Genomic DNA, 20,021 nt, shown 5'->3' on the forward strand with positions numbered 1-20,021 from the left:
AGAGTTGATATAAAAAATCTTTCCGTGTTTTGTTTAAATGCCTGTTTTTAGTGCTTTTACGCTCTTTTTTGGCGCAAAAAAATCATCACTTCTTTGATCTTGAAATGTGAAAATTAAGAAAAATTTTTATTTTTAGTTTGTGTTCTATGTGTTTGTTTTGAGCGTTTTTTTCTCTTATTTAGCCATTTTTATATTTTATATTTTACTTTTATTCATTTTCCCCCCTTGCAAAAGCCGGATTGTTTAATTACTAATGTAATGGAGAGTTTATTTCTTTTTACATTTTATTTTCTTCTCGGAGTGATCGATGTCGGATGCGTGGCAGGACAATATTGCTTATGCAGAAAGGTTGCGTAAGCATTTGCATGCTCATCCAGAGCTTAGTTGGCAAGAACAAAATACAGCTTCATTGGTTCGTGCTCAACTGGATGAATTGAATATTCCTTGGCGAGCTTGTGCGGCTACAGGCACCCTCGCTTGGCTCAATGGAGAAGCTAAAGGGGCGGCAATTGCACTTCGTGGGGATATGGACGCCTTGCCCATTGATGAGAAAACTGGAAAAGAATGGACGTCGTTAAATACAGGCTGTATGCATGCTTGTGGGCATGACGGCCATACAGCGACTCTATTGGCAACGGCACGTTGGTTGAAGCGGTTTGAGCATGAGTTACCTCAGCCCGTTGTTCTCATTTTTCAGCCTGCGGAAGAGGGCTTTCATGGTGCTCGTGAAATGATCAAAGAGGGAGCATTGGACAACGTTGGTGCGATTTATGGTTGGCACAATTGGCCTGCCTTGCCCTACGGTACCCTAGCTTGCCCAGACAATATTGTGATGTGCGGTAACGGGACTTTCAGCATGTCGTTTAACGGCCATGGAGGTCATGCTAGTCAGCCTGAATTGTGTGCTGATCCACTGTTAGCGGCCAGTGCCGTCAATCTTGCATTACAACAAATTGTGAGTCGACGTCTTGCGCCGCAAGCAACGGCGGTGATTAGTGTGACGCAAATGAATGCCGGTACGGCACCGACGGTGATACCGGAAACCGCTACATTAAGTGGCAGTATTCGTGTACCGGATGAGGCGACTCGACAGCTTATTAATGATCATATAACTCAGGTTGCCACGCAAACCGCCGCTGCCTATGGCGTGGAATGCGTCGTGCAGCATGAGACTCGTTATCAAGCCACTATCAATCACAAAGAGCAGGCAACTCAGGCGAGACGGGTTTGGCAGTCTCTTTATGGCGAGCAAGCGCTGAATCACGGTCAATCCTTACCCATTATGGCCTCAGAGGATTTTAGCTATTACTTACAGGCTGTACCTGGGGCATTTGCCTTGATTGGCAGTGACGACGGCGAAGGTCACAACGTGTCATGTCATAGTCCACACTACGATTTCAATGATCGGTTGATTGCCGATGTCTGTCGTTGGTTTTGCCAACTGGTAGGCCTTGCTGATCAATCACCACCAAAGCGGTAACGCATACAACTCAACACCAAAGCAATTGAATACAGGGTTAATTAGGAGACGTTATGAGTATTTTTGAACAACGAGAATCCAACATTCGAGCTTATGCTCGCACGTACCCAACGGTTTTTGTTACGGCAAAAAACTCACGTCAGGTAGACGAGAGCGGTAAGGAGTACATTGATTTTTTTGCCGGCGCTGGAGTATTGAACTTTGGCCATAATAACCCGCGCATGAAGCAGGCAATGATTGATTACATGGAAAAAGACGGCGTGTTGCACAGTCTTGATATGCAAACGCAAGCCAAATCGGAGTTTATGCAAAAATTTACTGATGTCATTCTTAAACCGCGAAACATGCCACACCGTATTCAATTTATGGGGCCAACAGGCACGAATGCAGTAGAAGCCGCGATGAAGCTAGCTCGAAATGTCACTGGGCGGCATAACATTGTAGCCTTTAGCCAAGGCTTCCATGGCATGACATTGGGGGCATTAGCTGCAACAGCCAATGAATATTTCCGTCAGGCTTCTGGTGTGCCTTTATTGCATGTAAGTCATGAACGTTTTGATCAAGCTCATGACGCTAAAGCCGCCCTTGAAGCATTAGATTCATTGGCTAGCCAATATCGTGATTCTTCCAGTGGCATTAAGCCTCCAGCAGCTTTTATGGTGGAAACCATTCAAGCTGAAGGCGGGGTGAATGTTGCCAGTAAGGAATGGATGCAAAAGCTTGAAAAGCTAGCGAAAGAGTTTGGTTCTGTACTGATCGTCGATGATATCCAAGTTGGCTGCGGTCGCACAGGGTCGTATTTTAGTTTTGATGACATGGGGATTAAGCCAGACATTATTACCCTAGCGAAAGGTATCGGCGGGGTTGGTACGCCAATGGCCATGAACTTGGTGCATCCTGATTTGGATAAGCATTGGTCCCCAGGTGAACACACTGGTACATTTCGGGGCCAGAACTTGTCCTTTGTTGCGGGCGCGGAGGCACTTAGCTATTTTGAAAACGCAGACCTAATGAAGGAAGTGGCGCAAAAAGCCGAGCAAGTTCGCTCTGCTCTAGAGCCATTGGTCGCTGAGAAAAGTGCCCATGAGTTACGTGGCAAAGGGCTAATTTTAGGATTGGATATGGGCAAGGGTGAACTGGCGGCTAAAGTTGTACAGCGCTGCTTTCAACATGGCCTGATGATTGGCGCTTGTGGCAGTGGTGGGCGAGTATTGAAAATCATCCCGCCGTTGACGATTCCTGAAGCAGATTTAATGGAAGGTCTCGATATTCTGAAAAGTGCTGTACGTTTTGTAATGGAGGAAGCCGCATGATTGAACGCGATGATATGACGTTTACCTTTGCTGAATATCAGCGTCGACTAGCAGAATTACGAGCTCGTATTGCTGAGCGCCGTTTGGACGCCGTGGTAGTGACCGATCCGGAAAACATTACTTACTTAACGGATTACCAGACGACAGGCTATTCCTTTTTCCAAGCATTGGTGATTCCTCTTGAAAAAGAGCCCTTTATGATCACCCGGGCATTAGAAGAGTCCAATATATTTGCTCGTACTTGGGTGGAAGTGACAAGGCCTTACCCAGATACGGGGGATGCCATTCAAATGCTGGTGGATGCACTACGTGAGTTTGGTTTAGGTGACAAACGTATTGGCTATGAGCGAAACAGTTATTTCTTTCCTGCTTATCAACAAGATTGCATTCATACCACCTTGAGAAATGCCAAATTGATGGATTGCTTTGGTATTGTCGAGGAAGGGCGTATTTGTAAATCGCAAGAAGAAATTGCGGTCATGCGTCGTGCGGCAATAGCGACAGAAGCTGGTATGAAGGCGGGCATTGAAATATGTCGTCCTGGTATCACAGAAAATGAAATTGGCGCTGAAATTGCGGCAGCCATGTTTCGAGCTGGTGGTGAGACACCTGCGGTTATGCCCTATGTCACGTCTGGGCCAAGAACCATGATAGGTCATGCTTCATTTGAAGGTCGAACCGTACAACCTAATGAACACGTCTTTTTAGAGGTAGGAGGTTGCTACCGCCGTTACCATACCGCGATGATGCGTACGGTGATTTTAGGCGAACTATCGGATGCGATGTATCAATCTCAAGAAATCATGAAGCGGGCATTAAATGAAATTCATCGCCTGGTTCAGCCTGGGATGACCGTCTCAGATGTGGATAATATGGTGCGTAATATCATTATGGATAACCAAGTTGGAGCGAGTTTGATTACTCGTTCCGGTTACTCAATCGGGATTGCGTTTCCACCAAGCTGGGATGAAGGGTATATTATTAGCTTGAAACAGGGAAATTCTGCAGTACTTAAACCGGGTATGACCTTTCACATGATTCCTTGGATGTGGGGGATCGAAGGCAATAAGACCTGCGGTATTTCAGATACAATCGAAATTACTGAAGACGGCTGTCGTTCATTTTTTAGTTTGGATCGTGATTTTACCGTCAAACCAGGCAAGGCAGAGTCTAAGTCGGAAACAAAAACGATAGAGTTATCTGGCACGCCAGCTAAAGAAGACGCGAAAAAGCCCAAAGCGAATGCGAAATCAGCTGACAAGGCCGTCAACGAATAAGAGGTGCGTAATGTTAGAAGTGATTAATCCAACGACAGGCCAAGCTTTGCCTCCTTCTCCCGCATTGACGTTAGAACAAGCCAATGCAGTTATAGACAAGGTGTCTGATGGCTTTGTTTCATGGCGAGGGAAAAGCATGGCAGAACGAGCTGCATTGCTCAACGCCGTGGCCGCTGAACTTCGAGAAGACAAAGCTGTGCTCGCAGACTTTATGGCATTGGAAATGGGTAAACCCGTTAAAGAAGGCCTTGCAGAAGTAGAAAAGAGTGCTTGGTGTGCCGAATATTACGCTGAGAATGGAGCGGCGTTTTTGGCGCCTGAGACACTAGAATCGGATGCCAGCCACAGTTATGTTCAGTATCCTCCTCTTGGTACCGTTTTAGGCATTTTACCTTGGAATGCGCCTGTTTGGCTGGCTCTGCGTTTTTTAGCCCCTGCTTTAATGGCAGGTAACACCTGTGTTATGAAAGCCGATCCAAATGTGCCGACAACGGCAAGTAGATTGGTTGAATGTTTCTATCGAGCAGGCGTGCCAGAAAACGTTGTGGCGAACTTAGCCGTTGCCAATGATGTGGCCAGTAAAATGATTGATCACCCGAAAGTCAAAGCCGTGTCTTTTACTGGGTCAAGTCGAGCTGGACAAACCATTGCCTCTCAAGCTGCAGCAGGTTTAAAACCAGCAGTATTAGAACTTGGCGGGTCGGATCCATGTATTCTCATGGCGGATGCGGATCTCGAGAAAGCCCTTGATGTGATTACTCTGTCCCGGATGATCAATGCTGGACAGTCGTGTATTGCGGTGAAGCGATTATTTGTGGAGCAGAGCATCTATAATGAGGTATGTGAAGCACTTCGTGAACGCTTTAGTAAACTGAAATGTGGTGACCCAAGGGACGAAAGCAATAATCTAGGGCCTTTGGCAAGGGCAGACTTACGGGATCAGCTTCATCAGCAAGTTTCAAAAAGTATTGAAGCGGGGGCTCGCTGTTTAGTGGGAGGAGACTTACCCTCTCGTTCAGGCTTTTTTTATCCACCAACCTTATTAGTCGATATGCAACCTGGTATGGCGGCGTTTGAAGAAGAAACCTTTGGCCCAGTGCTAAGTGTGACCCCCATACAAAGTTTAGAGCAAGCGCTTGAGCTGGCAAACGCGACAGAGTATGGCTTGGGAGCGAGTATCTGGACGCGTAGCCAAGCGTCCATTGATCTGGCTGTCAATCATTTGCAGTCGGGACAGATAGCCGTCAATGGGATTGTGAAAAGTGATCCCCGTTTACCCTCCGGTGGTATTGGCCGCTCGGGGTACGGGCGCGAACTTGGCCCTCAGGGCATTCGTGAATTTGTTAATGTGCAACAGATTTGGATTGCTTAGCGTAAGTTTTGTTATTAGCAAGGGGCCTTATTTGGCCCCTTTTTATTATCTGAATTTCCATCTTCTTTATTCGTTACGTCTTTCAGCTGGTTTAAAAATGTGCCATCGGCACGAAACATGCCTCCTGAATATATGTCCAAATGTATCAATGGTAAAAATATGGACTATTTTTAATTTCTGGGTTGCGTCATACCAGAAAAAATGTGGCTTAAAAGCCACATTAAAAGGGAATGACTGTAACTTAGTAAGTACTTACCACCATGCTTCTACTTGAGCACCAATGGTGAATTGTGAGTTGGATTGTCCGTCATCAAATGGTTTCTCATCATTTGCTTTTAGGTAGGTGGCATAAAAACGAACTTCAGGTCGAACAGTCAGCATGCTTTCGCCAACAGAGATCACTTGTGCAATGGTGAGTTTGCTCCCCGTCAAAGTGGTATTGTCGTTTTCACGTTTGAACACAGATGCTTCAAAAGTGGTTTTATTGTATTGATCCCAAATGTATCCAGGTCTAACGGCCAATGATATCAAGCGCTGATCTTGTACATGGGCACTATTTCCCTGACGAAGATCCAGTGCTCGACTTTCTGGATTAGACAATTTGTAAGCTTGTGCGTAAGTAAATGCGTGGGCTATGATTACATGAGAACTTGGGTAGAACTCCCCTGTGTTGATTAAGCGATAGCCAGTAGCTTGTGAAAAATCTGAGTTTGTATTTAAATCAATACCTAGCCCCGTCATATTAGCCGCCCAACCTTTCGACGCAAATTGTAAGTCAGTCTCATTAAAGCCGTTTAAAAACGGAGTAGTGAAAATCCCAGTTAACATAACGGGATTGTCCACTGGATGAGATAGTCCTCTCGATACATTGGTATCCTGGCTTGTAGTGGTGCTTGGAATACCGTAGTCAGCAATCCACTCAAACTTACTCTTGCTAAAAATAGGGAAGGAGTAGCGAGCGTCGAAGACATTAACGTCTAGTCCATCATTAGTGGTCGATGATGTAGAAGGGCTAATGGCTTTGCTTAGGGATGAGTCAGATCGCACCCAGCTTAACGCTAACTGCCCATCGCCGACTTTAATATGGTCAACACCTACACCAGGTCCGCCAATAGCGACGATTTTGTAATCCATGAATTGGAGTTCTTTTTTGTCGTAATTTCGTTTTCCTATCCAAAGGTGCGCTTTTGGGGCAAATGGTAAAAAATTGATAAAATCAGCGTATAAGTTGGTGAAGGAGTTATAGCTTCTGTCCTGAGCGCGAAGGTTGCCTTGATCTTGTGGTAAACCGTTAGGTTCAAACGCTTTTGTTAACCCGGTATTTCCTTCTAGACCTGCAACTACGTTTACACTACGATTATCTTTATTAAAGACCTCATCGCCTAAAAATAAAGTATACCAGCCTGTATTTTCATTACCATAGCGTCCTAAATCATTGACTCTATAGTCGACTGACTCCCCTTTGTTTGTAGTATCGACACCCGCTCTAAAATAGCCATGAAACTCAACACCCCAAGAAAGGCTGCTGCTTAAAATTAAAGTGAGAGGTAGTGCTTTATACTTGAAAAGATTCATGAAGGTTTCCTTTTGTTTTACTGAAGTATTTTTTTTGAGTGCTTGCCTTTCCCATTTAAAAGCTATGAAAGGTGCTGTAAGCTAGGGAAGAAAGCGCTTTCATTTTTAGTTGTTCTTTTATAATCTCTAGTCTGCAGATATGTGCAGATGTTGTCATACCCGTGCAAAATCTTGATTTTTCTTGGAGCATGCTTTATCTATGACTGCTACATCTTATAATGTGTTTTCTGTAAATTTTTGATTATTTACTTCATACTTTTTGATTATTTGTGTCATTCTTTCTTTTAAAGAGTGGGTCTTGGAAATCGATGTCGTATCATGAGTGGCTGAGAATGAAAAAATATTTTTGGCGTTTACTTTCCTCGCCAACAAAAGACTGTCTCATTAGTTGATAACGATTTACCAACTTGTTCATACTGTTATCTTGTGAGTGTTTGGGGTTGTTTTTGCTTACTAAACCTAGTTTATTAATTTTATGGAGAACCAATGAAACAGCATATTTCTGTGGATGGGCTTTTAGAAAAACATAAATTGGATTTTTGGCGGCAGGTCGTCTGTGATTATTTTGTTCAAGTTTCTTTTGACAAATATCAGCGAAAAGAAATCTCTTTTCACTCTGAACTTATCTACTCTAAGCGCTGTGATATAGATCTTATTCAAGTATCAGGAACGCCACAGCTTGTTGAGCGTACTTCCAAAAAATATCGAGACGATGACTACCTGATTTTCACCATGTTAAAGTCAGGAAGTATGGAGGTTTTACAGGATAATCGTAGAGCTATATTGATGCCCGGGGACATGGTGGTTTATGACAGTCGTCGTCCTTATCAGGCATATCTTAATGATGATTTTGTGAAATATAATATTCGTATTCCTTTTGACTTAATTAGTCATCGTATTCCGAATACACACTACTTAACGGCTAAAAAAATTGGAAAAGAGAGTTTACTGAACAAAATGTTAGCAAATATCGTTGAGAGTAACTTTTTAGAGGAAGGTTGCTTATCTTACACTGAGGAAAGGTCCATTTCTTCAATCTTAATGGACGTATTTTGCCGAACTATGTCGATGTCTGTCTCTCCTGAACAAACGTTTGTCGATTCACGACAAGACATTTTGATCAGTAAAGTGAAAGGTTTTATAGAAGTTAACCTTCGTAAATCCGATTTAAACATTGACTACATTAGTAATGGACTGAACTTGTCAAAAAGCACCTTATACAGACTTTTTAAAAATGAGTCGATGAGTATCAATGAATATATTTGGCATCTGAGGGTAACACGCTGTCAAGAAGAAATTAGTAAGCCTTATAGTGCTTATAAAACACTCTCTGAGGTGGCTTTTGAATGGGGGTTCAATAGCAATGCGCATTTTAGTCGCTTGTTTAAGTCTGAAGTGGGCCAAACCCCTAAAGAGTTTAAACACTCAGTGTTGTCTCAGGGCTTGTGTCCTAAATAACAGGCAAAGACTTTTGCTAAAAGGGTTTTGAGTGTAATAAAATCCAATTTTTTATTCCTAATTTTACCACTTTTTTTAATTGAAAAAGATTAACCTCTAACTTAGCTTTAATAAGAGGTTGATTATGCTTACACAATATAAAGTGGCTGCTGTCCAAGCCGCCCCAGAATTTCTTAATCTCGATGCGGGTATTAAAAAAACCATTCGATTTATTAAAGAAGCTTCCGAATCCGGTGCCAAGTTAGTTGCTTTTCCTGAACTATGGTTAACAGGCTATCCTTGGTGGATTTGGCTTGATACGCCTGCCGCAGCACTTGCCTCGGGTTTTGTGTCCCGTTACTACAAAAACTCCCTATCTTACGATGATCCTCGTGCTAAATTAATCAGTGATGCCGCTCGTGAATACAAGATTAACGTTGTTTTGGGCTTTTCTGAGCGCGAGAACGGCTCTTTGTATATCTCACAATGGTTGATTGATAGTAACGGCGCCACCATTGGGAAACGCCGCAAGCTAAAACCGACTCATGTTGAACGTACTATTTTTGGCGAAGGCGATGGCAGTGATATGGTCGTGCATGATACAGAACTCGGCCGCTTAGGTGCTTTGAACTGCTGGGAACATGTATTGCCCCTCAATAAATTTATTATGTTCTCACAAAACGAGCAAATTCATGTGGCGTCGTGGCCAAGTTTTACAACCTATGAATTTGCTAGTGGTATGTCTTGGGAAATCAATAATACCGTCACTCGTTCCTATGCGGTGGAAGGGGCCTGCTTTGTGGTCGCCCCATCGGCATTGGTTTCACAAGCCATGGTTGATGAACTCTGTGACAAACCAGAAAAGCACGAATTGATCTCGGTTGGTGGTGGCCACTCGGTGATTTATGGTCCAGGTGGCGAACCACTCTGTGAAAAGCTTGATCCGAATGAGGAGGGCATTCTTTACGCCGATGTTGAGCTCGATGCCGTCGATATATGCAAACATTTCTTAGACTGTGCGGGTCATTACTCCCGTCCTGATGTGTATCGAGTATTGTTTGATAAACAGCGAAAACGTTGTGTGGTACCCATTGATCTGGAAGATGAAAGTCGCGTAGAAAACGCAGCATCAGAGTTTGTTCGAGAGGTATCCTTTTCAAAAGACCAGTAATGAATGGCTAATAGATGATATTTTAAAAACCATTCTACTGTTGATTGAAAAAGACGATCTCTTTTCTAGAGATCGTTTCTCATCTTATTATGCTTTATCTAATATTTTTTCTTTCTTTAATGTTTTCATAAGAACTCATTTTTCCTCATAAGAGCGAAAAAATTTTAATAAAAATCTATCTGTGAATCTATTATAAGGTTCTGATCTTATCAATCAAGTTAGATGGCACTATCAGTCAAGACTGTTTTATTATTCTCATTATAATTAAGATTGTAATATATGGTTTTATGATTTTTACACTAATTAATAACGTAAAATAAAAAGCACCTGAACTAATCAAGGTTATTAAAAGGCTCTTTGGAGACAAGGTATGGAGAAAAATCTAGAAATTGATGTTAATAATGTTCCATTTAAAAATAGAATAGGGTACGGTGCAGGAGATTTTGCTAGCAATCTTATTTTTACTGGTTTTTCTTTTTTTCTAGTATATTTTTATACGGACATCATAAACATTCCAGCGGCGATTGTGGGAACGATCATGTTGGTATCCCGTCTCTTTGATGGTGTGACGGATATTATTATGGGAGTGATTGTAGACAGAACCAAAAGTCGCTTTGGTAAAGCAAGACCTTGGCTTCTTTGGATGGCGGTTCCATTCGGGGTTTCGGCAGCGTTGGTTTTTTTTGTACCTGAGTCAAATAACTTAACACTACAAGTAGCGTATATTTTTATCACCTATAACTTAGTGAGTCTATTCTATACCGCTATCAATATTCCTTATGGTGTTCTGAATTCTTTGATTACTAATAATCCATATCAGCGTTCATTACTAAATATTGCTCGTGCCTTTATGGCAAATGTGGGTGTGATTGTAGTGGGTCAGCTCGTGATGCCGTTGGTCGGTTTTTTGGGTGGTGGGAAAGAAGGTTGGCAATATGCGTTTATCATTTTAAGTATCATCAGTACGTTGTTGTTCCTTATTACGTTTTTATCATCCAAGGAAAATGTACAGCCACACAACGCCCAGCAACATGAGCTAAAGCCAGCTCTTGGCGCGTTAGTGCGCAATAGATATTGGTGGCTGGCGCTTTTGTTTGGCATCCTGCTTTTTGTGATTATGGGGTTAACCTTTAACTCACCCGTATATTACGGTAAATACATATTAAAAGATCCAAGTAGCATTGGAACCTTGATTATGTGTCTTATTATTCCACAATTCCCAACGCTGTTTATAATGCCTAAAATTGTTAAGCGATGGGGGAAGCGGCTAACTTGCCAGTTCGGTTTGATTTGCTTGGCTATAAGTTATCTATTAATTCAGATCGACCCCTATAACATGGATTTGGTTTTTGCTTCAAATATTATTAAAGGCATTGGTTTGGCTCCATTAATTGGGTCTTTTTTTGCTATATTGGCAGATACGGTGGAGTACGGTGAATGGAAGACAGGATTGCGTACAGAAGGGTTAGTGTATTCTGCTGGTAGTTTTGGCTCCAAAGTTGGCATTGGCTTGGGGACTGCAATGGTTGGTTGGATTTTAGGTATTGGTGGGTATGTTGGCTCTAGTGCCGCTCAGCCAGAGAGTGCACTCAATGCCATTTTGTCAGTGTCTATTTACTACCCATTAATCATTACCGTATTGACCTTTATTGTATTATGTTTCTATAAATTAGATAAAATTTTCCCCAAGATTTTAGCGGATTTAGACAGTGAAAAAATGGGCTCTTAGTATGGCTTATTAGCTTCATATATACAAAGGCATCGATTAACGGATGCCTTTTTTATTTTCCCAATAAAATACTAAATAATGTTTTAATAGCGGCTTTTCTCTTATCTGTAATGGGATGAAGATAGCTCAATCGCATAAAATTTTTATATTGTCCAGAGGCTGAAAAAAGGGAACCTGGGGTGATAATAATGCCTTGCTCCAATATCTTTTTATAGCTTTGTTGGGTATCAATGGATGCATCCAATTCAACCCACAGGGAAATACCTCCTTGTGCATGGGTGTAGCGAATATCATTGTGCCAGCTTTTCTTCAGTAGATGAATGAGGGTGCTTTGTTGCTGTTTAAGAAGATTGATTTGATACGAGAGATAACGGCGATAGTGACCTTCTTTCAGAAAGGTAGACAATCCTTCTTGGATGGATTCGCTTGAGGCCAGTTGTGTGACTAATTTAAGCTGAGTGATCTTCTCATGCCATTTACCGCCAAGTACCCAGCCAATTCGAAGGTCTCGAGATAAGCTTTTTGAGAAGGAGCTACAAAGAATGACTTGGCCATGAGTGTCGAATTTTTTGAGCGGCTCAGCCACCAATGGTGGAAAGGCTAAATCTCCATAAATATCATCTTCTATAATACAAAACCCTTTTTCTATGGCTAAATTGATTAAAGCAATTCTCGCCTTTTCTGGCATAAAAGCCCCAGTTGGTGTGGCAAAGTTGGGTGATACCACACAGGCTTTAATGGGCCATTCTCTAATTTTTTCTTCTAGATCTTCAAGATTAATGCCGTCTTCAGGATCAGATGCCACCTCAATGATTTTCAGTTGAAGTTGTTCCATGATTTGTAGAACACCATAAAAAGCAGGAGACTCTACGGCAATGGTATCGCCAGACTCGCAAGTTGCCATTAGAGATATAAATAAACTGTGTTGGCAACCACTGGTGATGCATATTTTTTCAGGATCTTGATTTAATCCACGATATTGATAATGCTCCAGAATAGCTTCTTTGAGACGTATGTCACCACTTAAATTATTGTAGTAAAAAGCTTTTTGAGTAGGTTTAGAACGTAAGGCTCTGCCTAGATGTCGGTTAAGTGTTATCAGATGGTTTGAATCATCAGAAACCCCATCACTTGGTAACATATCGAAGGCTGCACTGCGCGACATAATATCTTTTAAGATAGCAGGGACTGTTACCGCTCTAGGAGCCGCTGGGGTTTTCACCTGCTGGATTGGCCGGTCAATTCTTTTATTACTCGTCACAAAATAGCCTGATTTAGGTCTGCAAAAAACTAACCCTTCTGCTTCAAGTCTATGTAGTGCATGCATTACGGTGGCTTTTGAAACCCCTAGTGTGCGGCATAATTCCCTTATAGAGGGTAATTTGCCACTTGGCAAAAAATGGTTTGAGGCAATGTCCTTGCGCAAAATAGCTTCTAGTTCTAAGTACTTATATTGATTCATTAGTTCACCTAACGTGACAATCTGTCCCTATTCTAAATTATTTTTTTGTGCCTGTTCTGTTTTTTTCTAATTAGTAGACTAGAAGAGTGATTTTTCAAGTTTTGCTAGCACTGAGAGGGTAGGCAATACACTATGTTTGATTTTTCCGCTATTGATTTAGCACGGGTACAGTTCGCGTTTACCGTGTCTTTTCATATCATTTTCCCTGCTATTACCATTGGTTTGGCAAGTTATTTAGCTGTGCTGGAAGGGCTATGGCTGTACACAAGAAAACCTATTTATATGACCTTGTGTCGGTTCTGGATGAAGATATTTGCTGTTAACTTTGCTATGGGAGTGGTTTCAGGCATTGTCATGGCTTATCAATTTGGTACCAACTGGAGCCAGTTTTCCAATTTTGCTGGGGCGATCACGGGCCCCTTACTCAGCTATGAAGTAATGACGGCTTTTTTTCTCGAAGCGGGTTTCCTTGGGGTCATGCTGTTTGGCTGGAAAAAAGTTGGAGAACGACTGCATTTTGCCTCAACTATTTTGGTGGCGATCGGTACTTTGATCTCTATGACCTGGATTTTGGCATCTAACAGCTGGATGCAAACCCCGCAAGGCTACGACATTGTTGATGGCCGTGTGGTCCCCGTCGATTGGTTTAAAATCATCTTTAATCCTTCTTTTCCATATCGTTTAGCTCACATGGGGTTAGCAGCATTCTTGGCGACGGCTTTGTTGGTGGGGGCGTCTGGTGCTTGGCATATATTAAAGGGTACTCACGTAGCGGTTTCGAAAAAAATGCTTTCTATGGCGATGTGGATGCTATTAATCATTGCGCCTATGCAAGTGCTTGTTGGAGACCAACATGGTTTGAATACTCTAGAGCATCAGCCCATCAAAGTCGCGGCAATGGAAGGTCATTGGCACAACAGCAAACCGGGTGAAGGTGTTCCGCTTGTTCTATTTGGTTGGCCGAATATGCAGCAGGAAAGAAACGATTTTGCGATTGAAATTCCTCATGGGGCGAGTTTGATTTTAACTCACTCTATGGATGGCACCATCGCACCATTAACGTCTGTTGCACCAGAAGATCGTCCTTATGTTCCGATTGTTTTCTTTAGCTTTCGTATTATGGTAGCGCTCGGTATGTTGATGATCGTGCTGGCAGTTTCCGCCTTGATATTGCGTAAAAAAGGCAAAATTTACGAGAAAAAATGGTTTCTTAAATTTTGTGTGGCCATGGGGCCTGCTGGATTAATCGCCATGTTAACGGGCTGGTTTGTCACAGAAGCAGGACGACAACCTTGGGTTGTATATGGCTTGCAACGCACGGTTGATGCTAACTCGCCACATACGGTTAACGCGATGACCTTATCTTTACTCAGCTTTGTGGTTATCTATATTTGTGTGTTCGGTATTGGGGTGCGTTACATGTTGTCATTGATTAAGAAAGGTCCAGCAGAGAACTACTCTGATGAGAAGGATGATGACCTGAACAAACGTCCATCTCGCCCATTGTCCGCCGCTGATGGCGTAGAAATTTAGGAGACATTGCCATGCATTTTGATTTACCGACTATTTGGGCCTTGGTTATTGGTTTTGGCTTAATGATGTACGTGTTTTTAGATGGTTTTGATTTAGGGATTGGTTTGCTTTTTCCTTTTATTAAAGGCAAACAGGATCGCGATATCATGGTGAACTCCGTTGCTCCTGTTTGGGATGGCAATGAAACTTGGCTGGTATTGGGAGGAGCTGGTTTATTAGCGGCTTTCCCTATGGCTTACTCTGTTATTTTATCCGCTTTATATGGACCGATTTTGCTCATGTTGTTTGGTTTGATCCTTCGCGGTGTAGCATTTGAATTCCGTTTCAAAGCAACCGAGTCTCATCGGCCAATGTGGGACAAATTGTTCTTTGCTGGTTCATTAATGGCGACTTTTGCTCAGGGGGTAGCAATGGGGGCTGTGATCGTTGGTTTTCAAGTGAAAAATGGTGAATTTGCGGGTGGCGGATTGGATTGGTTGAGTCCATTTAGCATCTTCACTGGTTTTAGCTTGTTATTTGCCTATGGCTTGCTTGGTACTACTTGGCTGGTGGTAAAAACCGAGCATGATTTACAGAAAAAAATGCGACGTTTGATTAAGCCATTAACTTTATTGCTAGGGCTTTGCATGCTGGGAATTAGTTTCTATACGCCGCTAATCAACGACAGAGTAAGAGACTTATGGTTTAACTGGTCAAATATTATCTATCTGGTGCCATTGCCTGTTTATACTGCCCTGTTTGCGTTTTTATTAATCGGCTCGGCGCATTCTAAAGAGGATGGTCGTCCTTTTATTTTTGCTTTATGTATGTTGTTTATGGGCTATTTAGGATTATGTGTCAGCCTATGGCCCAATATTATTCCACCTGGTATCAGTATTTATGAGGCGGCTGCACCAGAGTCTAGCCTGATGTTTACCTTGGTTGGCGTTATCTTTATTGTTCCAGTCATTTTGCTTTATACCTTTTGGTCTTACCGGGTATTTCGCGGTAAAGTCCTCGACACAGAGGGTTATCATTAGAAAAAGATGGTAGGACTGGCGCTTACAGAGCGCTAGTCATTCCTATTAGCCAGTAATATTGGAGGGAAGTACGATGAAAAAAAGTCTTCATCGGTTTAAATGGTTAATCATTTATTGGTCTCTAAGTGTTGGCGCTTTATTTTTGGTTTCTTTGGTCATTCACTATGCAATGGACCTAGCAGGAATGAAAAGCCACTAATTAGGAGGCTAAATAGAGTCGCTTATTGTAAAGCTATATTCTGTTTAGGATGAGGCTAGAAAGGTTCTAGCCAGCTCTCTATTTATTAGGGACAGTGTTTGCTAGAAGGCTATTTTGGTTAGATGGGCTGGCTGGCTAATCATTTCATATAGGATAGTCATTTGTTCTTGGCATTCTTTGCGTGACGATGGGCCTCCAAAACAAATTCGTAGTGCTTGTGGCGGATGATTATCTGTCGCAAAGGCCGCGCTAGAAACCGCATTAATCCCTAATGAACGTAATTTAGTCGCTAAGTCCGATGGATTCCAACCTAGGTGTTTCGGCAGTTTTATCCAAAAATGAAAGGCGTTTTCGTCCATCGATACATTGTGTGTTTTTAACGTTTCTTTGATTATCAACTGTCGAGCATTGGCTTCTCTTTTTATCGCTTGGATCATGTGATCTAAAGTTCCTTCATTTATCCATCGACAGACAATGGTATGTGTAATAGGGTTTTCCATCACATTTAAGGAACGTAATGCTCCAGCGGTGTATTCTGCTTTGCGATGGGTTGGACATAATATGAAGCCTGTTCGCATTCCGGGACCAAAGCACTTAGATAAGCCACTGATATAATAAGTTAATTCAGGTGTAAGTGTGGCAAAAGTTGGAGCCGAATCATGGCTGATTAAACCATAAGCATCGTCTTCGATAATGGGAATACTAAAGCGTAAGGCAACGTCTGCTAATGCTTCTCGGCGACTTTTTGAAATACTGGCTGAAGTGGGGTTTTGCATAGTTGGGTTGATGTACAAAGCGGCAACGTCATAGGTTTTACAAGCGTCTTCAAAGGCGTTTACTAATGGTCCATCACTGTCTCTTTCCAAGGAAAATAGGGTTTTACCAAGTTGAGCTGCAATGCTTTTAATGCCTGGATAAGTAAGGCTATCGACACAGATGATTTGCTGATTACTGCACAATTGGGTGACCAGAGCGACTAATCCACTGTGGATGCCAGGGCAAGAAACAACTCTATCTAAGGTGGCATTCATCACGCGTCGTTTTATCAACCCTAAAAAACATTGTTTTGTTTCTGGGCTACCACCAAAATCTTGATAACGAATACTGGTTAATAAGTCTGCTGAGGCAATGCTGCTTAACGCGCCGTCTTTTATCTCTTCTAATAGCGTTGGAATCGATGGCTCAATCACCAAATTCATGGTCATTTCATAGGGTGCAAGGCTCGGTTTTACGGCGGGTACTTTGCCTTTAATGAAGCTACCAGCACCTGTTGTGGTGTCGATGAGTCCACGCTTTTTCGCTTCGCTATAGGCTCGAGAAGCCGTCGAGTAATTAATTCCCAAGGCTGCCGCAAGATCTCGCATAGGCGGCAACTTATCTTGGGGTTGCAGTTTTCCTGACTCGATACTTTCGTTAATCAGCTCGGCAATGCGTTTATAGGCTGGATACTTGCCTTTGTTATCGAGTTCCTTTTTCCATGTAGCCAGAAGTGAGGTTGGCATAGTGACCTCTTGAAAATGAATGAATTGATTGGGTTTTATTATGCAATCAATTTTGTGAGTGTCGCAAGTATTTACTATTTTCTTTGTTAAGACAAAATGCTTTCAAGCACACTTTTTATCGAAGTCACAACGGTTTGAATAAGCGGACTTTGGTCGTCTTTTGCTCGCCAAGCCGCTTCAACTGGGTAGCTTTCTAGCTCAAGAGGGCAGGCTAAAACAGTAAAATCATTCAGTTGTTCTAGAGCGTTTGCAGCGTGGGTTGGAATTGTTGCGATACGATTTTCTTGTTGTAGAAAAAAGGGCAAGGCAGCGAAATGTGTGGTTGAAGCAATGATATGGCGCTTCAAATGATTTCTTGCCAAGGTATTATCGACAATGCCTACGTAACCAGCAGACGACACCAAAACATGATCAAGGCTAAGATAGGCTTCTAAGCTTAGAGGTTGAGATTGCTGAGTATTATAGTGCTTTATAATGCAGCTGTAATGACTTTTTCCCAGCAATTGACGACGAATAAAGCGACTATTGCCTGTGCCAGAAGTGATGGCGACATCAATAACGTTGTCTTGCAATAAGTCCGGCACAATAGCGCTATAGGCTTGGCGAAAAATAGGGCGTAAATACGGCGCATCCAAGGACAATTTTTCAATCAATTTATCAGCTAATGCAATTTCAAAGTCGTCGGATAAGCCAATTGCTATGGTGCGGTTTTGGTAGCAGGTGGTGTTGTGATTGACCAATTGTAGGGTTTCACGAATTTTATCGAGAGCATCAAAAATCAGCGGTTTTAGCTGATGTGCCGTAGTTGTTGGTGCTAATCCCTTGCCTTCTCTTACAAACAGGCGATCGTTATAAAGTGTTCTTAATCGGCGCAAAGAGGAACTCACCGTTGATTGTGTGAGGCCAAGTGTTTTCGCCGCCCTACTGGCACTGCCTTCCATATACAAGGCCTCAAATACCTTTAACAAATTAATGTCAGTCGATGAAATATTGATGTCATTCATAATGCTTAGTCACGGATTGGGATGTTGGAGTGTATCAAAAGACTTTACCCTGCATAGAGGTTTTGTCTCCAATACTTTCATCAAGAAAATGTCGTTAACGAGGTAGTGTATTTATGTCTGTGTTTGTTGTTTCTGCATTACAAATTGGTTCTCATCCAGAGGGTAAAGCTCGCACTTTAGAGCATATCTTATCGTTTGAAGGGCAAATCATCGCATCTCAATCCAAACTGGTAGTGATGCCGGAAGCCTTACTGGGGGGTTACCCAAAAGGAGAAACGTTTGGTACTTACTTAGGTTATCGAATTGATGAAGGTCGTGAAACGTTTGCTGCTTATTTCGATAATGCAGTGACTGTTCCTGGCGAAGAAACAGATGCCTTAGCTGAGTTATCAGCAAGAACCAAAGCGGCGATTGTGATTGGTGTGATTGAGCGCAGTGGCAGCACCGTTTATTGTACATCTTTGTACTTTACCCCCGAGAATGGCCTTGAAGCGAAACATCGTAAACTCATGCCTACTGGGACAGAGCGTCTTATTTGGGGGCAGGGAGATGGCTCAACCTTACCGGTAGTTGAAAGCCAAGCAGGGCGATTGGGCGGCGCTATTTGTTGGGAAAACCATATGCCGTTATTGCGTGCTGCCATGTATGCCAAAGGTGTAGATATTTGGTGCGCGCCTACGGTGGATGAGCGGGATATCTGGCAAAGTACCATGCGACATATTGGTCACGAAGGCCGTTGTTTTGTGGTGAGTGCGTGTCAGATTCAGCCTTCGCCAGAAGCACTTGCTATTGATGTCCCTCATTGGGATAACCAACGCCGTTTAATTCGTGGGGGCAGTATTATTGTCGATCCTATGGGCAATGTTCTTGCTGGACCATTGCAGGATAAAGAAGGTTTGCTCAGTGCGTCGATTGATCTCGGGGATATTCCTAAGGCTCGTTATGACTTGGATGTGTCCGGTCATTACTCGCGTCCAGACATTTTTGAGCTTAAGGTGGATGAGCGCCCAAAGTTCGGTGTGGTGTTCCAGAAATAGTCTAATCAACAATGTTCATTGAGAGGTGGGTTCTGTGAATCTGCCTTTTTTTACTCCTTTCTAACTCTTCTTTGAAAGTGTTTACCACTTCTTTTTATACCGTTTTTTTGGCAAATACCTCTACCAGTGTTTCGCTTCTTGATGAATTGATTGTTGTTTGTTTTTCGCTTTTTTGCACTCAATTGGTGACTTTCTAGACATAATGAAACTTTATAGTGCGAAGCAGGAGCCAGAAATAATCAAGCCTAAAGCCTATTTTTGTCTATGATAAAAAAAATTCTCGCGATTTTTGTCAATCATGTTTTGCTTTATCGCATATTGATTGCTTTTTTAAAAGCAATCATTGGCACTCCGGTTGCAATACTCAAGTTGAAATTGAACACATCGGTTTCCTACGCACAATAACTTGAACGGAGAGAATAACATGCCAGAAGTAACACACGCACTGAACAAAGATGGTGACTTCTTAGTTGATTACGAAGAGAAAGTGTTTGAAGACGTAAAAGCAGAAGCGGGTGAAAAAGCTTTAGTGACTTTTCATACGGTTGCGTTTGAAGGTTCCATTGGTTTTGTGAATATGCTGCAGGCCACTCGTCTACTTCGTAAAGGTTACGAAACCAGCATTCTACTTTACGGCCCTGGGGTGAATTTGGGGGTACAACGTGGTTTTCCTACTTTGGGTGATGAAGCGTTCCCAGGCCACATGAACTTCAACAATCAGTTGAAAAAATTCATGGCAGAAGGCGGGAAAGTTTACGCGTGTCGTTTTGCTCTGCAAGCGCTTTATGGCCACGGCGAACGCTCTTTAATTGAAGGCATTAGACCGATTAATCCATTGGATGTATTGGATCTTAAACTTCTGCATCGTCGTGATAATGCGTTGATCATTGATACCTGGACAATGTAATAGG

Annotated in this window: 16 protein-coding genes; 12 read left to right on the forward strand and 4 right to left on the reverse strand. The window is 42.5% G+C overall.

The window, feature by feature from the left end:
• Positions 1-307: 307 nt before the first annotated feature.
• From doeB2 to JHD45_RS20835, 4 genes are read left to right on the forward strand one after another with little or no spacing between them, the layout of a single operon-like run.
• Positions 308-1,480 carry a N(2)-acetyl-L-2,4-diaminobutanoate deacetylase DoeB2 gene (gene doeB2, locus JHD45_RS20820; protein WP_199478463.1) on the forward strand — a complete coding sequence of 391 codons (1,173 nt, stop codon included), beginning with the start codon at positions 308-310 and terminating at the stop codon, positions 1,478-1,480.
• 53 nt (positions 1,481-1,533) lie between these two features.
• Positions 1,534-2,793, forward strand: coding sequence for an aspartate aminotransferase family protein (locus tag JHD45_RS20825; protein WP_199478464.1), 1,260 nt, complete (start codon positions 1,534-1,536; stop codon positions 2,791-2,793).
• Complete coding sequence (gene doeA / locus JHD45_RS20830; protein WP_199478465.1) at positions 2,790-4,070, forward strand: ectoine hydrolase; 1,281 nt, start codon at positions 2,790-2,792, stop codon at positions 4,068-4,070. Before JHD45_RS20825 ends, doeA begins: the two co-directional genes overlap by 4 nt.
• Before the next feature lie 10 nt (positions 4,071-4,080).
• The gene (locus tag JHD45_RS20835; RefSeq protein ID WP_199478466.1) at positions 4,081-5,442 is read left to right on the forward strand and encodes an NAD-dependent succinate-semialdehyde dehydrogenase; all 1,362 of its coding nucleotides are present in this window, start codon (positions 4,081-4,083) and stop codon (positions 5,440-5,442) included.
• Positions 5,443-5,694: 252 nt separating this feature from the next.
• Here the strand turns inward: JHD45_RS20835 and JHD45_RS20840 are convergent, their stop codons facing one another.
• Positions 5,695-7,017, reverse strand: coding sequence for a carbohydrate porin (locus JHD45_RS20840; protein WP_199478467.1), 1,323 nt, complete (start codon positions 7,015-7,017; stop codon positions 5,695-5,697).
• A 486-nt stretch (positions 7,018-7,503) separates the two neighbouring features.
• On the opposite strand from JHD45_RS20840, the gene JHD45_RS20845 reads away from it, so the two are divergent.
• The 3 genes from JHD45_RS20845 to JHD45_RS20855 all read left to right on the forward strand — a co-directional run bounded on the left by JHD45_RS20845 (position 7,504) and on the right by JHD45_RS20855 (position 11,354).
• Positions 7,504-8,475 carry a helix-turn-helix domain-containing protein gene (locus JHD45_RS20845; RefSeq protein WP_199478468.1) on the forward strand — a complete coding sequence of 324 codons (972 nt, stop codon included), beginning with the start codon at positions 7,504-7,506 and terminating at the stop codon, positions 8,473-8,475.
• 124 nt (positions 8,476-8,599) lie between these two features.
• Positions 8,600-9,625, forward strand: coding sequence for a carbon-nitrogen hydrolase family protein (locus JHD45_RS20850; protein ID WP_199478470.1), 1,026 nt, complete (start codon positions 8,600-8,602; stop codon positions 9,623-9,625).
• A gap of 370 nt (positions 9,626-9,995) precedes the next feature.
• Positions 9,996-11,354: an MFS transporter gene (locus JHD45_RS20855; RefSeq protein ID WP_199478472.1), complete on the forward strand. Its 1,359-nt coding sequence runs from the start codon at positions 9,996-9,998 to the stop codon at positions 11,352-11,354.
• 52 nt (positions 11,355-11,406) lie between these two features.
• Here JHD45_RS20855 and JHD45_RS20860 read toward each other — a convergent pair whose 3' ends face one another.
• A complete protein-coding gene (locus tag JHD45_RS20860) occupies positions 11,407-12,816 on the reverse strand; it encodes a PLP-dependent aminotransferase family protein (protein ID WP_199478474.1) in 1,410 nt (469 codons plus the stop codon).
• A gap of 132 nt (positions 12,817-12,948) precedes the next feature.
• On the opposite strand from JHD45_RS20860, the gene JHD45_RS20865 reads away from it, so the two are divergent.
• From JHD45_RS20865 to JHD45_RS20875, 3 genes are all read left to right on the forward strand, one after another.
• The gene (locus JHD45_RS20865) at positions 12,949-14,349 is read left to right on the forward strand and encodes a cytochrome ubiquinol oxidase subunit I (RefSeq protein ID WP_199478476.1); all 1,401 of its coding nucleotides are present in this window, start codon (positions 12,949-12,951) and stop codon (positions 14,347-14,349) included.
• Between the two features lie 11 nt (positions 14,350-14,360).
• The gene (gene cydB, locus JHD45_RS20870; protein ID WP_199478478.1) at positions 14,361-15,368 is read left to right on the forward strand and encodes a cytochrome d ubiquinol oxidase subunit II; all 1,008 of its coding nucleotides are present in this window, start codon (positions 14,361-14,363) and stop codon (positions 15,366-15,368) included.
• Positions 15,369-15,441: 73 nt separating this feature from the next.
• The gene (locus JHD45_RS20875; RefSeq protein ID WP_199478480.1) at positions 15,442-15,567 is read left to right on the forward strand and encodes a DUF2474 domain-containing protein; all 126 of its coding nucleotides are present in this window, start codon (positions 15,442-15,444) and stop codon (positions 15,565-15,567) included.
• A gap of 101 nt (positions 15,568-15,668) precedes the next feature.
• Here the strand turns inward: JHD45_RS20875 and JHD45_RS20880 are convergent, their stop codons facing one another.
• Together JHD45_RS20880 and JHD45_RS20885 are read right to left on the reverse strand one after the other, a co-directional pair.
• Positions 15,669-17,069 (reverse strand): PLP-dependent aminotransferase family protein, encoded by a 1,401-nt coding sequence (locus JHD45_RS20880; RefSeq protein ID WP_199478482.1) that lies wholly within the window; start codon positions 17,067-17,069, stop codon positions 15,669-15,671.
• 86 nt (positions 17,070-17,155) lie between these two features.
• Positions 17,156-18,073: a LysR family transcriptional regulator gene (locus tag JHD45_RS20885; protein ID WP_199478484.1), complete on the reverse strand. Its 918-nt coding sequence runs from the start codon at positions 18,071-18,073 to the stop codon at positions 17,156-17,158.
• Positions 18,074-18,186: 113 nt separating this feature from the next.
• Between JHD45_RS20885 and JHD45_RS20890 the strand changes: the two genes are divergently transcribed.
• Positions 18,187-19,110 carry a carbon-nitrogen hydrolase family protein gene (locus JHD45_RS20890; protein WP_199478486.1) on the forward strand — a complete coding sequence of 308 codons (924 nt, stop codon included), beginning with the start codon at positions 18,187-18,189 and terminating at the stop codon, positions 19,108-19,110.
• Between the two features lie 424 nt (positions 19,111-19,534).
• Positions 19,535-20,017 (forward strand): MSMEG_0572/Sll0783 family nitrogen starvation response protein, encoded by a 483-nt coding sequence (locus JHD45_RS20895; RefSeq protein WP_199478487.1) that lies wholly within the window; start codon positions 19,535-19,537, stop codon positions 20,015-20,017.
• Positions 20,018-20,021 lie beyond the last annotated feature (4 nt).

It is taken from the genome of Marinomonas spartinae, assembly GCF_016461715.1.
Classification (GTDB): Bacteria; Pseudomonadota; Gammaproteobacteria; order Pseudomonadales; family Marinomonadaceae; genus Marinomonas; species Marinomonas spartinae_A.

Bases quoted from the DNA above. Each gene is read 5' to 3' on its own strand.
- JHD45_RS20855 (WP_199478472.1), top strand. From the start codon at position 9,996: ATGGAGAAAAATCTAGAAATTGATGTTAATAATGTTCCATTTAAAAAT.
- JHD45_RS20890 (WP_199478486.1), top strand. From the start codon at position 18,187: ATGTCTGTGTTTGTTGTTTCTGCATTACAAATTGGTTCTCATCCAGAG.
- JHD45_RS20840 (WP_199478467.1), bottom strand. From the start codon at position 7,017: ATGAATCTTTTCAAGTATAAAGCACTACCTCTCACTTTAATTTTAAGC.
- JHD45_RS20885 (WP_199478484.1), bottom strand. From the start codon at position 18,073: ATGAATGACATCAATATTTCATCGACTGACATTAATTTGTTAAAGGTA.
- JHD45_RS20880 (WP_199478482.1), bottom strand. From the start codon at position 17,069: ATGCCAACCTCACTTCTGGCTACATGGAAAAAGGAACTCGATAACAAA.
- JHD45_RS20875 (WP_199478480.1), top strand. From the start codon at position 15,442: ATGAAAAAAAGTCTTCATCGGTTTAAATGGTTAATCATTTATTGGTCT.
- JHD45_RS20860 (WP_199478474.1), bottom strand. From the start codon at position 12,816: ATGAATCAATATAAGTACTTAGAACTAGAAGCTATTTTGCGCAAGGAC.
- JHD45_RS20895 (WP_199478487.1), top strand. From the start codon at position 19,535: ATGCCAGAAGTAACACACGCACTGAACAAAGATGGTGACTTCTTAGTT.
- JHD45_RS20825 (WP_199478464.1), top strand. From the start codon at position 1,534: ATGAGTATTTTTGAACAACGAGAATCCAACATTCGAGCTTATGCTCGC.
- JHD45_RS20850 (WP_199478470.1), top strand. From the start codon at position 8,600: ATGCTTACACAATATAAAGTGGCTGCTGTCCAAGCCGCCCCAGAATTT.
- doeA (WP_199478465.1), top strand. From the start codon at position 2,790: ATGATTGAACGCGATGATATGACGTTTACCTTTGCTGAATATCAGCGT.
- JHD45_RS20835 (WP_199478466.1), top strand. From the start codon at position 4,081: ATGTTAGAAGTGATTAATCCAACGACAGGCCAAGCTTTGCCTCCTTCT.
- cydB (WP_199478478.1), top strand. From the start codon at position 14,361: ATGCATTTTGATTTACCGACTATTTGGGCCTTGGTTATTGGTTTTGGC.
- JHD45_RS20865 (WP_199478476.1), top strand. From the start codon at position 12,949: ATGTTTGATTTTTCCGCTATTGATTTAGCACGGGTACAGTTCGCGTTT.
- doeB2 (WP_199478463.1), top strand. From the start codon at position 308: ATGTCGGATGCGTGGCAGGACAATATTGCTTATGCAGAAAGGTTGCGT.
- JHD45_RS20845 (WP_199478468.1), top strand. From the start codon at position 7,504: ATGAAACAGCATATTTCTGTGGATGGGCTTTTAGAAAAACATAAATTG.